Here is a 14,328-nt window from a genome sequence, read left to right as displayed (position 1 = left end):
TCGAGTCAATGCAACGCCCGGCCTTGTGAGACCCGATACAGCACCACCGACCCATCGGCCGGCGAGTGCGGACAGATCCTTGAGACCCTCAAGGGACAACCGCCGAGCAACTGCAAATTACAGATCCGTACCTAGCCAGCTGCGACGGAAGGCGCGCTGCGCTGCCGTGGGCGTTCCGCCTGCCGTTTCTAGCGTGACGATCGTCAGTCGCGGGTCGGCGACCGGGGTGATCGTCGCGCTGGCCGGGCCGGCGCGCGTCGCGAAGGTGATCGCGGCGGGCTGGCCGGGCTTGAGCCCGGCGAGCGCGGTGCGGAAGTCCGCCGGCGTGGCGATTCCCTTGCCGTCGAGCGCGGTGATGGTGTCGCCGCGCGTCAGGCCGGCGGCATAGAGCGGGCTGCCAGGGACGGGGATGTCGCCGAGGCGCACCGGCTCGCCGTCGCCGCCGGTGACGTTGGTCGTGCCGATCCATGCGCGGCTGGCGTCGGCCGGGCGCAATACGAGGCCGGCCTGGGCGAGCAGGGGCGCGAAATCAGGCAGAGCGCTGCCGCGGATATGCGCGTCGAAGAACTGCTTGGCGAAGGCCGGGTCGCGGGTCAGTTCGGCGAGGCCCGCTTCGAGGTCGGCGGGGGTATAGGGTTTGACGGGTGCGAAATTGCGCTGTTCACCATGCCGCTGCCAAAGATGGCGCATATAGGCGTCGAGATCGGTGTCGAAACGCTGGCGCAGCGTCAGGTCGAGCGCGAGCGCGACGACTGCGCCGTACGGGTAGTATGAGGCGAAGATCCGCTCGTTCACCGGGTCGATCGACGCGGCGGCGTCGACGAACGGCGCGCGCAGGCTCATTTCCTGGGGCGAGCCGTAGCGGCGGGCGGAGTTGTTGACGATGAAGTCGAGCGTGCCGCCAAGGCTGGCGAGATAGGCGTCGAGCGGCATTTCTCCGGCGCGGCGGATCGCCAGCGGGCCATAATATTGGGTGAAGCCCTCCGCGAACCACAAGGACGGGGTCGGATCGGCCTGGGTGAAGTCGAAGGGCTCGAGTTCTGCCGGGCGCAGCCGCTCGACGTTCCAGGCGTGGATGAATTCATGGCTGAGCGTGCCGAGCTGGGCGAACTTGCCCGCCGCCAGCGTGCGCGGCTGGCTGATGATCGTCGAGTTGCGATGCTCCATCCCATCGCCGCTGATCTGCGGCACATAATCGGCGATGAAGGTGTAGGTGCCGAAGTCGAACTCGGGCGCGGTGCCGAAGATGCGGATCTGCTCGGCGACGACCTTCTTGGCCTTCTCCGCATAGGCGTCGATGGTTTCGGGCGTGTCGGCGCTGTGCACGGCGAGGCGGATCGTCTGGGTCTTGCCGCCCGAGTTGATCGTCCATTCGCGTAAGTGATGGTCCGACAGCTCGGTCGGGCTGTCGAGCAGATATTGGAGGTGCGGCGCCCAGAAGGTCGTGGCGCTGCCGGTCACGGGCGCGAGCTGGGTCGCGACCTTCCATTTGGGATCGGCGGGGCGGAAGGTGACGCGGATCGGGCGGTCGTCATAGCCCGCCGCCCAGACGAGGGTCGCTGGCATGTTGAGATGCGCGTGGGTCTGGTCGATCTGGCTATAGGTGCCATCACCGCGGTCGCCATAGAGGGTGTAGGCGAAGGTGACGGTGCCGTCATGGCCGCTGACGCGCCAGCTATAGGGGTCGCTGCGGTCGATCCTGAGGTCGCGGCCCGCGCCGTCCTTGGCCGAGACCGAATAGACGTTCTTGGCGAATTCATGGATCGCGTAGCGGCCGGGGGAGGAGCGCGCCATGCGGAACTCGACCGCGCCGGGCTTCAGGTCGCGATAGGTGACCGCGATCCGTGCCTCGCGCTGTGCGGCGTTGTCGAAGCTGAGCTCGTAGGAGACCGGGGCGTTGGGGCCGGGGTCCTTGGCGGTTTGAGCCTGGACAGTGGTGGCGAGGAGGAGCGGGGCGGCGAGCGCGAACAGGCGCGCGGTCGAGGTCAGGTGCATCGGGGGAAGGTGGCGGAGCGGGCGGGGCGTGTCCAGACCAGCAAATCCTCCCCGTTCCGGGGAGGATTTTAAGCCACCACCCCTGCCAGCGAATTTGGGCCGGCGCTCTCGATCCGCACCGTCACCAGATCGCCGATCGCGGCATCCGTCATCAGATGGACCGATTGCAGCCAGGGCGACTTGCCGAGCATCTGCCCGGGCAGCTTGCCCTTGCGCTCGATCAGCACCGCGCAGGTCTTGCCGACGCTGGCGGCGTTGAACGCGGCCTGATCGCGGTTGAGCGCGGCCTGCAGGCGCTGGAGGCGGTCGTCCATCACCTCCTCCGGCACCGCGCCGTCCATCTCTGCCGCCGGGGTGCCGGGGCGGGGGGAGTATTTGAAGCTGAAACACTGGGCATAGCCGACCGCATCGACCAGGCTGAGCGTATCGCGGAACTCGTCCTCGGTCTCGCCGGGGAAGCCGACGATGAAATCGCCCGACAGCGCAATGTCGGGCCGCGCGGCGCGGAAGCGGTCGAGGATGCGCAGATATGAATCGCGGCCGTGGCTGCGGTTCATTGCCTTGAGGATACGGTCATTGCCTGCCTGCACCGGCAAATGGAGGAAGGGCATCAGCTTCTCGACCTCCGCATGCGCGCGGATCAGGCCTTCCTTCATGTCGTTGGGGTGGCTGGTGGTGTAGCGGATGCGCGCCAGCCCCTCGATCCGGTCGAGCGCGGCGATCAGGCCGTGCAGGCCGGTGCCCTCCGCATCGTCCCATGCATTGACGTTCTGGCCGAGCAGCGTGATCTCACGCGCGCCGGCGTCGACCAGTGACTTGGCTTCGTCGACGATCGCGGCGAACGGCCGGCTGACCTCGGCGCCGCGCGTGTAGGGAACGACGCAATAGGTGCAGAATTTGTCGCACCCTTCCTGAACCGTCAGGAACGCGGTCGGACCGGTCTTGCGGCGGGCGGGGAGCGCGCCGAACTTCGCGATGGCGGGCATGTCGGTGTCGATCGCACGGCCCTGTGCCGAGGCCTGAGCGACGAGGTCGGGGAGGTTGTGATAGGCCTGTGGCCCGACGACGATGTCGACCTTGGCGCGGTGGGCGATCTCTTCCCCCTCGGCCTGTGCGACGCAGCCGGCGACGGCGATCATCGGCGCGGCGCGATCGGCAAGGCGCGCGGATTTGCGGACGCGGCCGATGTCTGAATAGACCTTCTCGGTCGCCTTTTCGCGGATGTGGCAGGTGTTGAGCACGATCAGGTCGGCGCTGTCTGCGTCGGGCGCGGCGGTCATGCCCTGTGCCGCCATCAGCTCGGCCATGCGCTCGCCGTCATAGACGTTCATCTGACAGCCGAAGGATTTGACGTGATAGGTCTTGGGGGTGGTGGGGGCGTTCATCGGCGGCGCTATAGTGGATTGGGGGGGCGCGCGAAACCGCCTCTGGCGTTCCGGTCGCGCTGCCAATAGATAGCCGCCGCAAATGGCACGGATCGAAACTCCCCGCCGCGTGCGTGGCACGCAGGACATCTTTGGCGACGAACAGCGCCGCTTCGCCCGCGTGGTCGAGGCGTTCGAGCATGTGCGGCGGCTTTACTGCTTCCAGCAGGTTCAGGTGCCGGTGTTCGAATCCACCGGGGTGTTCGCGCGGTCGATGGGCGAGACCAGCGATGTCGTGTCGAAGGAAATGTACACTTTTCCGGACCGCGGCGACGAGCTGCTGACGCTGCGGCCGGAATTCACCGCGGGCATTTGCCGGGCGTACATCACCGAGGGGTGGCAGCAATATGCGCCGCTCAAGCTGACCACGCATGGGCCGGTGTTCCGTTACGAACGCCCGCAAAAGGGGCGGTATCGCCAGTTCCACCAGATCGACGCCGAGATCATCGGGGCTGCGGAACCGCAGGCCGATGTCGAGCTGCTGACGATGGCGGATCAGCTGCTCAAGGAGTTGGGGATCGCCGAGGGCGTGACGCTGCAGCTCAACACGCTGGGCGACGCCGAAACGCGTGAGGCGTGGCGGGCGGCTTTGGTCGCGCATTTCGAGGCGCATCGCGGGGAGTTGTCGGAGGACAGCCTGACGCGGCTTGAGAAAAATCCGATGCGGATTTTGGATTCGAAGGACCCGCGCGACCGGCCGATTGCGGAGTCGGCGCCGGATATCGACGCCTATCTGACCGACGAGGCGCGGGCGTTTTTCGACGCGGTGACCAGCGGGCTGGACGCTGCGGGCGTGGCGTGGACGCGAAACGCGCGGCTGGTGCGCGGGCTGGACTATTATCGCCACACCGCATTCGAGTTCGTCACCGACCGGCTGGGTGCGCAGGGCACGGTGCTGGCCGGTGGGCGCTATGACGGGCTGATCGGCAATCTGGGCGGGCCGGAAACGCCGGGCGTTGGCTGGGCCGCCGGGATCGAGCGGTTGGGGATGTTGCTGGCGGAGCCGGCGGCGGAGCCGCTGCAGGTTGCGGTCGTGGTCGAGCGCAGCGGCTATGAAGCCAAGGGCGTCGAGATGGTCGCCGCGCTGCGTCGCGCGGGCGTGGTCGCCGAGCTGATCGCGACGGGCAGCCCCAAGAAACGCTACGACAAGGCGGTGAAGCTCAACCCGGCGGAGATCGTGTCGATCGACGTGCGGGACGACGCGCTGTCGCTCAATCGCCGGACGCTGAGCGCCGATGCCGTCGATAGCGATGCGGTCGCGGCGGTGATGGCCGCACTGGCGGCGATGTGACCCGCATTTCCCCCGAGCGGATCGCGCAGATCGAGGCGCGGCGGGATGAGCTGTCGGCGATGATGGCGACCGGCGACCTGCCGTCGGATCGCTTCGTCGCGGTGTCCAAGGAATATGCCGAGCTGGAGCCGGTCGCGGCGGCGGCGGGCGAGGTGCGGCGGCTGCGCGCCGAGGCGGTGAGCCTGGCGGCGATGACGCGTGAGGCGGATGCCGAACTGCGCGCGATGGCGGCGGAGGAGTTGCGCGCGAACGAGGCGGCGCTGGCGCAGGCCGACCACCGCCTTGCGCTGGCGCTGTTGCCCCGCGACGCGGCGGACGAGCGCGCGGCGATGCTGGAAATCCGCGCCGGGACCGGCGGGGACGAGGCGGGGCTGTTCGCGGGCGATCTGCTGCGCATGTACACCCGCTATGCCGAACGGCAGGGGTGGAAGGTCGAGCTGATCTCCGCCTCCACCTCCGAAGCCGGGGGCTACAAGGAAGTGGTCGCCAGCGTCGCGGGCAAGGGCGTGTTCGCCAAGCTCAAGTTCGAAAGCGGCGTGCACCGCGTGCAGCGCGTGCCGGTGACCGAGAGCGGCGGGCGCATCCATACGTCGGCGGCGACGGTGGCGGTGTTGCCCGAGGCGGAGGAGGTCGATGTCGAGATCCGCAACGAGGATCTGCGCATCGACATCTATCGCGCGAGCGGCGCGGGCGGGCAGCACGTGAATACGACCGATTCGGCAGTACGGCTGACGCATATCCCGACCGGGCTGGTGGTGATCCAGCAGGACCAACGGTCGCAGCACAAGAATCGCGACAAGGCGATGCAGGTGCTCCGCACGCGGCTGTATGAACTGGAGCGCGAGCGGCTGGCGAGCGAACGCTCGGGTGCGCGCAAATCGATGGTGGGATCGGGCGACCGGTCGGAGCGGATCCGCACGTACAACTTCCCGCAGGGGCGGGTGACCGATCACCGGATCAATTTGACGCTGCACCGTTTGCCCGAAATCCTGGAGGGCGAGATGGACGAGCTGATCGGCGCGCTGGTCGCCGAGGATGAGGCGGAGCGGCTGGCGGCGTTGGATTCTTGAGCGGGACGCGTCCCGACCTGAGCGTCGCGCTTGAGGCATATCTTGGATATCGCGTGCATCCCGTTCCGGGGAACCATTGGGGCGCGGTCGTCGTGGCGTTGGGGCTGGTGCGCGCTCAGGAGGTCGAAGTGCCGATGCTGTGTGTTTTGGCCGAACTTGACGCGATAAAGCCCGATTGGCAGCGGCACTCGTTGGATCGGGCATCGGAGGCGGCAGCGCGCGCGATCAGAGCGCGATATGCTGATGTTGATGCGCGTGCCGGGAAGGCGCTGTTTTGGGCGTACAGCTATGGCCATCAATGAGCGGCGTTTCATCGTCCCCCTCCCGCTTGCGGGAGGGGCTAGGGGAGGGCCTGTCCATACGGGCCGCGCGCTATGGTGACAGGCCCTCCCCCGGCCCCTCCCGCGAGCGGGAGGGGAGTTAGGGTTGCCCTTGCCGAGGCGGCTACGCGGATTGCGTCGGCGACGCCGCGGCTCGATGCCGAGTTGTTGATGGCGCACGCGCTGGGGGTGTCGCATCAGGATTTGCTGTTGAAGCATCTGGGCGACCCCGCCCCGGCCAGCTTCGACGCATTGGTCGCGCGGCGGCTGAAGCATGAGCCGGTCGCCTATATCACCGGGGCGCGCGGGTTTTGGACGGTCGAGATCGGGGTCGGTCCCGGCGTGCTGGTCCCGCGTGCGGACAGCGAGACGCTGATCGAAGTGGCGGCGGCGCATTTCGTAGGAACGGACGGCCCCAAGCGGGTTCTGGACCTGGGGACCGGGCCGGGGACGTTGTTGTTTGCGGCATTGGCAGAGTGGCCGGAAGCATATGGGCTTGGGGTCGACCAGTCGGAGCAAGCGTGGGACTATTTTGAAGCGAATTGCGCGGCGCTGGACATGGATGAGCGAGCGCGGTTCAAGTTTGGCGACTGGGCCGATGGCCTTGACGGCCAGTTCGATCTGATCCTGTGCAATCCGCCCTATATCGGCATCGCCGAGGAGCTGGGGCCGGAGGTGCGGGAGCATGAGCCTTCCTCCGCGCTGTTCGCCGGGGCCGATGGACTGGACGATTATCGCCGGATCATCCCCGACCTGTCCCGGCTGCTCGCGCCGGGCGGCATCGCGGTGCTGGAGATCGGCTGGACGCAGGGGCAGGCCGTGTCGGCGCTGATGCGTGGCGCGGGGCTCGATCCTGTGCTGCACCATGATCTGGGCGGACGTCCGCGCGCACTTGCGGCAAAAATGCCGCGAAATTGAACTATCGATGCGCTGCACCAATATAAGGCTTGGAGAATGTTCCCGCGCGGGCTAAGGATGAGCCCGGGGCAGGCATCCACAACCTAAATCGTTGAAAAGGTTTGCCGACCCAAATCAAGGCATGCGCGCTGCTGATTGTCCGGCAGCCATGCGGGAGCCGTTTCGGTCCGAAGGATCGCGACGGCGTGCGGTGTAACACGCATCCGGGATCGCTGTTTGACCGATGGCGGATTGAGTAAGGACAGGACACACAGACGTTGATCAACAATCGTCAGGCGAACAACGGTCGCCGTCGCGGCCGTGGTGGCCAGCGCCAGCAGGGCGGCGGCAACAACCCCAATTCGGGCAACCGCATCGACAATCGCGCACGTGGCAATGCCGCGCAGCTGCTTGAGAAATACAAGAACCTGGCTCGCGACGCACAGATGGCGGGCGACCGGGTGAACACCGAATATTACCTGCAGTTCGCCGATCATTATTTCCGCGTGCTCGCCGAAACGCGCTCGCGCTTCGAGGAGCAGAATCCGCAGCAGCGCCGCCAGCGCGACGAGTTCGATGGCGACGAGGATGAGTTCGACGGCGACGAGGGCGTGCGTGGCCAGGAAGGCGAGACCGGCGACGAGGGCGATGAACCGTCCGAGCGCCAGGTGCGCGGCGACCGCGATAACCGTGAGCGGGGTGAGCGCAACGACCGCCGCCCGCGCCGCGAGCGTGACGGACGCGACAATCGCGACGGCCGCGACCGTGACGCACGTGCCGGTGACGGGCGCAACCGCGACGATCGCCGCGAGCGTCAGCCGCGCGGTGTCAAGGGCGAAGAGACGCCGGTCGCTGCGAACGAGGACGAGGCTCCGGCCGAAGAGCGGCGTCCGCGCCGTGGTCGTCCGCGCCGCGACGAGGCAAGCAGCGATGCGGGCCATGGCGGCGATATCGCCGCGGTGCTGCCACCCGCGCTGGGCGTCGAGGGCGAGGTGGTCGAGGTCAAGCCGCGCCGCCGCCGCGTGAAGAAGGAAGAAGGCGAGCCGGAAGCGGCCGAATAAGCTCTCTGCGCTTCGATGAAAAATAGAGGCCGGTCCGTTACTTACGGGCCGGCCTTTTCGCTTTCAGCGGCCTTGACCGTTGACATCGTGCGCGGGTTCGCGATGGTGCGCCCACCAGATCGAAAGGGGATGCGATGCGGCGGACGACGTTGGCGCTTGCGGCTGGAGCCGCGCTTTCCGGGACGATGCTGGCGATGCCCGTCGCCGCGCAAACCGCGCAGGGCGATGTCGCGGTCACCATCTACAACAACAATCTGGCGCTGGTGCAGGACAAGCGCGACCTGCGCCTGCCTGCGGGCAAGTCGAAGCAGGATTTCCCCGACGTGTCGGCCCAAATCCGGCCCGAGACGGTGACGATCGGCGCGCCCGGCGCGACCATTGTCGAACAGAATTTCGATTTCGACCTGCTCACGCCTGAATCGCTGATGGAGAAAGCCGTCGGCCAGTCGGTGACGGTCGTGCGCGGCGGCCAGAATCTGCCGGCCAAGGTGCTCGCCTATAATGACGGCACGGTGGTCGAGATCGGCGGGAGGATCGAGGTGCTGGGCAAGGACGACCGGGTGATCTTCCCGTCGCTGCCCCCCTCCTTGCGCGCGCGGCCGACGCTGTCGGTGACGCTGGACGCCGATGCGGCGGGATCGCGGCCGGTGACGCTCAGCTACCTCACCTATGGGATGGGGTGGAAGTCCGACTATGTCGCGCTGTTCGACGAGAAAGCGGGCAAGATCGACGTGCAGGGCTGGCTGACCCTGACCAACAATAGCGGGGTGACCTATACCAACGCCAACACCTTGCTCGTCGCAGGCGCGGTCGGCGGTGGCGGGCGCGGCATGGGGTCGGTGATGGTACCGGGGACCGAGACCGCGGGCCGCGAGCGGATCGGCGACTTCTATGTCTATCCGATTCCCGGTCGCACCACGATCGCGCAGCGCCAGCAGAAGCAGGTCAGCTTCCTCGACGTCGCGGGCGCGCCGGCGGCGAAGGCCTATGCCTATCGCAACCCGTGGCTCGGCCGTCAGGATCAGGCGCGCAGCGTCGACACGGTGCTGCGTTTCTCGTCGTCCAAGGAAGGCGGTCTTGGCGATGCGCTGCCCGCCGGGACAGTGCGCATCTATATGCGCGACGCGCGCGGGGCGCCGCAGTTCATCGGCGAGAATGCGATTCCGCATACACCGATGGGATCGCGGCTGGCGATCAAGACCGGCGAGGCGTTCGACGTGAAGGTCAAGTCGGTGGTCCAGACGCGCGAGCGCGCCGGGTCGAACAAGTGGCGCACGACGATGGTCTATACGCTGACCAATGCGCGGCCCGATGCGGTGGTGGTCGAATTGTCGCAGGGCGGGCTCGATAGCTGGTGGAAGGATACCAAGATCCTCAGCGAGACTCAGGCGAGCGAGCGGATCAACGCCGACGAGGCGCTGTGGAAGGTGAGCGTGCCCGCCAATGGCGAGGCGACGCTGACCGCGACCTTCGAAACGCGTTACTAAGGCGCGGCCGGTGCGGCTGCTCGCCCTGTTGCTGGTTGCCAGTGCGTTTGCCGGGACCGGCGGCGTGCAGGCGCAGAGCGTGCAGACCTCGGCCGGGCCCGATTCGGTTGGGGTTACAATCTATCGCGCGCCTAATCGTGACGCCGATCAGAAGATCGATCTGGGCTGGCTCGGCGGTTATGCGCTGATTACCGAGACGCGGACCGTGACAATTCCCGCCGGGCGGGCGGTGATCCGGTTCGAAGGGGTCGCGTCGGGCATCCTGCCCGAAAGCGCGATCGTCACGGGCTTGCCTGCTGGGGTGCGGGAGAAGAATCTCGACGGCGATCTGCTGTCGGCGGCCAGTCTCTACAGCCGCGGCTTCGCCCGACCAGTGACCTTGCGTCGCACCCGCGACGGCAAGACGGTGGAGGAGCGGGCGGTGATCCGCTCGGGTCCGGCTGGCGCGGCGATCGTCGAGACCGAGCGCGGGATCGAAGTGCTCAATTGCGGGCCGACCGAGGATGCCATCGCTTATGACGGCGTGCCCGAGGGGCTGTCGGCCAAGCCGACCCTTTCGGTCGAGACCGAATCGCCGCAGGCCGGGACCGCGACGATCACCTTGTCCTACCTCGCCTGGGGCTTTGACTGGCAGGCGAACTATGTCGCGACGCTGCGCGATGGCGGCGGTACCGCTGCTGGCGTGCGGACGGCAGACCTGTTCGCCTGGGTCACGTTGGCGAGCACGGACATGACCAGCTTTGCCGATGCCGAGACGATGGTGGTGGCGGGCAAGGTCAACCGCACGACCGGTCGGACGGCCAACCCATTCGAGAGCGCCGATTCGTTCGAATTCAAATGCTATCTGCCCGAAGGTGGTGGCGGAATCCCGCCGCCCCCGCCGCCCCCACCGCCGCCGCCGCCACCCGCGATGATGGCACCGCCGATGGCGCGCGATGAGGTCGTGGTGACTGGCAATCGGGTCCGCATGGCGGTTCAGGAGGATCTGGGCGACCTGAAAGCCTATCGTATCCCCGACCGCACCACCGTCGCGGGCAAGGCGCAGAAACAGGTGGCGATGCTGGCCAAGGACGCGGTGCCGGTGCGCATCGTCTATGCGTCGGACATCGGGTTCGGCGGTGCGCCGCAGCCGCAGATCGTGCTGCGGGCACAGAACAAGACCAGCGACGGCTTGGGCCTCCCGCTCCCCGCCGGGCCGGTGGCGCTGTTCGAGCGGCAGGGCGAGCGCTCGCTGCTGATCGACGAATCGAGCACCGACGACAAGGCGGTGGGCGAGGAGGTCGAGGTCAAATTCCCGGCGACCGCCAATGTCACGGTCGAGCAGAAGCGGCAGCAGGTAACGCCACTGCGCTATGCGTTGGAGTTGGTGGTGCGCAACGCCAACCCCTTCGCGGTGCAGTTCGAGGGTGAGTTCGACATTGATCCGCCGCTGATGCGGAAGGCTTCGACCACGCTTGGCAAGAAGGACGGCCGGAACCTGTGGACGGTGACGGTGCCGGGCAATGGATCGCGGACGCTGACCTATGAAGTGCAGCTACCGCCGCCGCCCAAGCCGCGCCGTTAATCCCGCTTCTTCTCCGTCGCGTCGCGCGAGCGCTCGTCATGGCCGGTGCCTGAGCTGAGGAACACCAGCCCCATCAGTGCGCCGCCGAGCAGGATCGACAGGCCGACCCCGATCGCCATCGCGATCGAGGCGTGCAGCTGGAACTCGCCGACCGCTATATAGAGTGCGACCACCGCGACGATCGCGGAGGTCAGCGACAGCAGCCCGACAAAGCCGAAGATGCGGCGGTAGCGGCGCCAGGCGAGGCGCGCATAATCGGGATTGTCGAGGTTCGGTTCCATGCCCTTTCATTTGGGGACGAATCGTGGGACTCTCAACCGCCTAACGAGATGAAGGAGACTGGCGATGACCATCGCAGCAATCCTCGGCACCAAGGGACAGGATGTCACAACCATCGGCGGCGACGCGACCGTGCGTGAGGCGGTTGCCCTGCTCGCCGACCGACGCATCGGCGCGGTGCCGGTGGTCGAGGGCGGCGTGGTCGCCGGCATCTTTTCCGAACGCGACGTGATTCATTGTCTGAAGCGCGATGGGCCGACGGCGCTCGATACCAAGGTGCGGATGGTGATGACTGCGCCAGCGATTACCGTGGCGCGCGGCGAATCGGTGCTCGGCGCATTGTCGCTGATGACCCAGCGGCGCATCCGCCACTTGCCGGTGGTCGAGGGCGGCGCGCTGATCGGCTTTGTATCGATCGGTGATCTGGTCAAATACCGGATCGAGAAGATCGAAGCCGAGGCGGAGCAGATGCGGGCCTATATCCAAACGGCTTAGGGTTTCGGTCCGGATTTTGATTCGCACGTGCGGCGTCGCCGCATCAGAATCTGCTCACCGATGGAATGCCGCTGATGCGGCGATGATTCTGCTGCACAATTTTCGTGGCTTCGTGGCTTTGTGCGAGCAAACTTCCTTTTATCGCCGAATCATCGCGATGGCGTCCTCCACCGTCGCGCGCGCGAAAAACCCTAGCCATGCGCCGTAGACTGCCGCCCCCGCTGCGGCGAGTAGCAGTAGATGGGGCAGGGGTGCGAGCGGTGGAAGGATGCGGTCAATCAATCCGACGACCAGCGCCATTCCGATTGCGGCCGAGACCGGCGGAAGGACCGCCGCGAGCCAATCGCGCCACGACAGACCGATCGCGGGCAGGCTGCGCGCGGCGGTGACGAGCAGGAACAGCGGCCACACCGCGATCCACGCGGATGCTAGTCCGGTTACCCCCCACTTCACGCCGACCAGGAACGCGGCTGGAAGCAGCAGCGCGCCGATCGCGGCGATCTGTGCGCCGAGGCCGGGGCGCCCGCGCGCGTCGGTCGCCGGGGCGAACAGCACCTGCAGCGTCATGAACGGCATGGCGAGCGCGAGCAGCTGGACGATCGGTGCCGCCTCGATCCACTTTTCCCCGAGCGCGACATGCACCAGTGGATCGGCGGTGACCGCAAGCCCGAGATAGAAGGGCATGGCGACGACCATGATGAGGCGCACGGACCGCGCGAAGGCGGTCGCGCTGCCCGCGGCATCATCCTGCATCCTTGCATAAGCGGAGAAGGCGACTTCGTTCAGCGCGGGGATGAACTTCTGGACGAGGATCTGGGTGAGGAACAGGCTGGTGGTATAGATGCCCAGCCAGTGCGGGTCGAAACTTCGCCCGGCGATGAACACGTCCGACTGGCTCTGCACGAACCAGAAGAATTGCCCGGTGGCGATCAGCCCGCCGAATCGCGCCATGTCGCCTGCGCCGCGAAAATCGAAGCTCGGCCACATCAACGATCCGGCGGCCCAGGTCATGCCGATCGCGCGCGTCCCGAACAGAACCAGCGGCGCCAGCACCAACGTCCAGACGCCAAGCCCGGCAAATGCGCCGGCCACCGCGGCGAGTGCGCCGGCAACCGCAGACACCAGGTTCACCTGCGCTTGCTTACGAAAGTCCATCGCGCGCGCGAGCAGCGCATAGGGGAAGGCAATGAACGGCGTCGCTATATAGAGGAGTGCCTGAACGCGGAGCAGATCGGCGACGATCGGCTGGCGATAATAGGCCGCAGCGAGCGGGGCGGCCAGGAACTGGAGCGCGCCAAGCCCGAAGTTCAGCAACAGCAGCATTCCGAACAGCTGGCGAATCGCACGATCGTCGACGTGCGCCTTCTGGATCAGCCCACCTGCAAGGCCATAGCCGTTGAGCAGGTTGAGCAGCACCAGAATCACCTGAGTCATCGCGAACAGGCCGTAATCGGTCGGATCGAGCATCCGAATCACGAGGAATGTGGCGCCCCAGGCGATGATCTGCCCCAGAATCTGGGTGCCCGAACGCCAGATCACCGCGCTGCGGACCTGATTCCGGAGCGATTCTGGCCCGTGATTCGTCGATTCGGCGGATGATTCGGTCATGAAACCCCTATCGCAGACACGTCTTGATGCCCCGTAAACCGCAGTTTTCTGCGGGTTTCAGAGAAAGCGCAATAAAAATGCAAAAAGGTTGTTGACCGAATCCGAAGCCGCGCATAGAAGCCACTCCACCAACGCGGTGCTCCTCACCGGAACGCTTCGACGGTCACCAAAAACCAGGCGCACAGGTCGCCCCGAGAAAAAGGGGTTAGACGGTGCGTCGGTCTTTGTCGCTCTTTGAAATTGTGATTTTGATGAAGGGACATGTGGGCGGCGGCCCCGGGTCTGACAGCTTCTAGGTGTCAGATACTCGGTAAAACCAAGCCGTTCCATGGACTTCGCTCAACGGGACTTCGGTTTCGCTGGCGAGTTCAAACATGTCCTACACGTTTCCATTACGTGAAAGATTGTGCAGGAACGGCTCCTAGAAATGAGCTGCACCTGCGGGCACATTCCGGCTCGCAGATGTGGTACATCAAACTTGAGAGTTTGATCCTGGCTCAGAATGAACGCTGGCGGCATGCCTAACACATGCAAGTCGAACGAAGGCTTCGGCCTTAGTGGCGCACGGGTGCGTAACGCGTGGGAATCTGCCCTTGGGTTCGGAATAACAGTTAGAAATGACTGCTAATACCGGATGATGTCGTAAGACCAAAGATTTATCGCCCAAGGATGAGCCCGCGTAGGATTAGCTAGTTGGCGGGGTAAAGGCCCACCAAGGCGACGATCCTTAGCTGGTCTGAGAGGATGATCAGCCACACTGGGACTGAGACACGGCCCAGACTCCTACGGGAGGCAGCAGTGGGGAATATTGGACAATGGGCGAAAGCCTGATCCAGC

The 14,328-nt window shown here is 66.1% G+C and carries 12 protein-coding genes and 1 rRNA gene; 9 read left to right on the top strand and 4 right to left on the bottom strand.

Features of this window, described 5'->3' with window-relative positions:
- Positions 1-117 precede the first annotated feature (117 nt).
- Together KYX69_RS22090 and miaB are read right to left on the bottom strand one after the other, a co-directional pair.
- Positions 118-1,995, bottom strand: a complete 1,878-nt coding sequence (locus tag KYX69_RS22090) for a M61 family peptidase (RefSeq protein WP_300501536.1) — start codon at positions 1,993-1,995, stop codon at positions 118-120.
- Between the two features lie 68 nt (positions 1,996-2,063).
- Positions 2,064-3,380: a tRNA (N6-isopentenyl adenosine(37)-C2)-methylthiotransferase MiaB gene (gene miaB, locus KYX69_RS22085; RefSeq protein WP_300501535.1), complete on the bottom strand. Its 1,317-nt coding sequence runs from the start codon at positions 3,378-3,380 to the stop codon at positions 2,064-2,066.
- A gap of 82 nt (positions 3,381-3,462) precedes the next feature.
- Here miaB and hisS point away from each other — a divergent pair, with 82 nt between their 5' ends.
- From hisS to KYX69_RS22050, 7 genes are all read left to right on the top strand, one after another.
- Complete coding sequence (gene hisS / locus KYX69_RS22080; protein WP_300501534.1) at positions 3,463-4,710, top strand: histidine--tRNA ligase; 1,248 nt, start codon at positions 3,463-3,465, stop codon at positions 4,708-4,710.
- A complete protein-coding gene (gene prfA, locus KYX69_RS22075) occupies positions 4,707-5,780 on the top strand; it encodes a peptide chain release factor 1 (RefSeq protein WP_066660676.1) in 1,074 nt (357 codons plus the stop codon). Before hisS ends, prfA begins: the two co-directional genes overlap by 4 nt.
- A gap of 53 nt (positions 5,781-5,833) precedes the next feature.
- Positions 5,834-6,082 (top strand): hypothetical protein, encoded by a 249-nt coding sequence (locus KYX69_RS22070; RefSeq protein WP_300501533.1) that lies wholly within the window; start codon positions 5,834-5,836, stop codon positions 6,080-6,082.
- Between the two features lie 72 nt (positions 6,083-6,154).
- Positions 6,155-7,018: a peptide chain release factor N(5)-glutamine methyltransferase gene (gene prmC, locus KYX69_RS22065; RefSeq protein ID WP_300501532.1), complete on the top strand. Its 864-nt coding sequence runs from the start codon at positions 6,155-6,157 to the stop codon at positions 7,016-7,018.
- Positions 7,019-7,275: 257 nt separating this feature from the next.
- Complete coding sequence (locus KYX69_RS22060; protein WP_300501531.1) at positions 7,276-8,058, top strand: DUF4167 domain-containing protein; 783 nt, start codon at positions 7,276-7,278, stop codon at positions 8,056-8,058.
- A gap of 134 nt (positions 8,059-8,192) precedes the next feature.
- A complete protein-coding gene (locus KYX69_RS22055) occupies positions 8,193-9,545 on the top strand; it encodes a DUF4139 domain-containing protein (protein WP_300501529.1) in 1,353 nt (450 codons plus the stop codon).
- 10 nt (positions 9,546-9,555) lie between these two features.
- On the top strand, positions 9,556-11,109 hold the full coding sequence (locus tag KYX69_RS22050; RefSeq protein WP_300501527.1) for a hypothetical protein: 1,554 nt from the start codon (positions 9,556-9,558) through the stop codon (positions 11,107-11,109).
- On the opposite strand, the gene KYX69_RS22045 is transcribed toward KYX69_RS22050, so the two are convergent.
- Entirely contained in the window at positions 11,106-11,390 is a 285-nt protein-coding gene (locus KYX69_RS22045) for a hypothetical protein (RefSeq protein ID WP_300501525.1), read from the bottom strand. The two genes, KYX69_RS22050 and KYX69_RS22045, sit on opposite strands and share 4 nt — an antisense overlap.
- A gap of 64 nt (positions 11,391-11,454) precedes the next feature.
- Here KYX69_RS22045 and KYX69_RS22040 point away from each other — a divergent pair, with 64 nt between their 5' ends.
- Positions 11,455-11,883 carry a CBS domain-containing protein gene (locus KYX69_RS22040; RefSeq protein ID WP_300501523.1) on the top strand — a complete coding sequence of 143 codons (429 nt, stop codon included), beginning with the start codon at positions 11,455-11,457 and terminating at the stop codon, positions 11,881-11,883.
- Positions 11,884-12,021: 138 nt separating this feature from the next.
- On the opposite strand, the gene KYX69_RS22035 is transcribed toward KYX69_RS22040, so the two are convergent.
- The gene (locus KYX69_RS22035) at positions 12,022-13,491 is read right to left on the bottom strand and encodes a lipopolysaccharide biosynthesis protein (RefSeq protein ID WP_300501521.1); all 1,470 of its coding nucleotides are present in this window, start codon (positions 13,489-13,491) and stop codon (positions 12,022-12,024) included.
- Positions 13,492-13,965: 474 nt separating this feature from the next.
- Between KYX69_RS22035 and KYX69_RS22030 the strand changes: the two genes are divergently transcribed.
- A 16S ribosomal RNA gene (locus tag KYX69_RS22030) occupies positions 13,966-14,328 on the top strand; the annotation flags it as partial.

This window comes from Sphingomonas sp., assembly GCF_030145815.1.
Taxonomy (GTDB): domain Bacteria; phylum Pseudomonadota; class Alphaproteobacteria; order Sphingomonadales; family Sphingomonadaceae; genus Sphingomonas.
The sequence above is the reverse complement of the archived record's forward strand: the minus strand, read 5'-3'. Positions and strand labels throughout refer to the sequence as shown.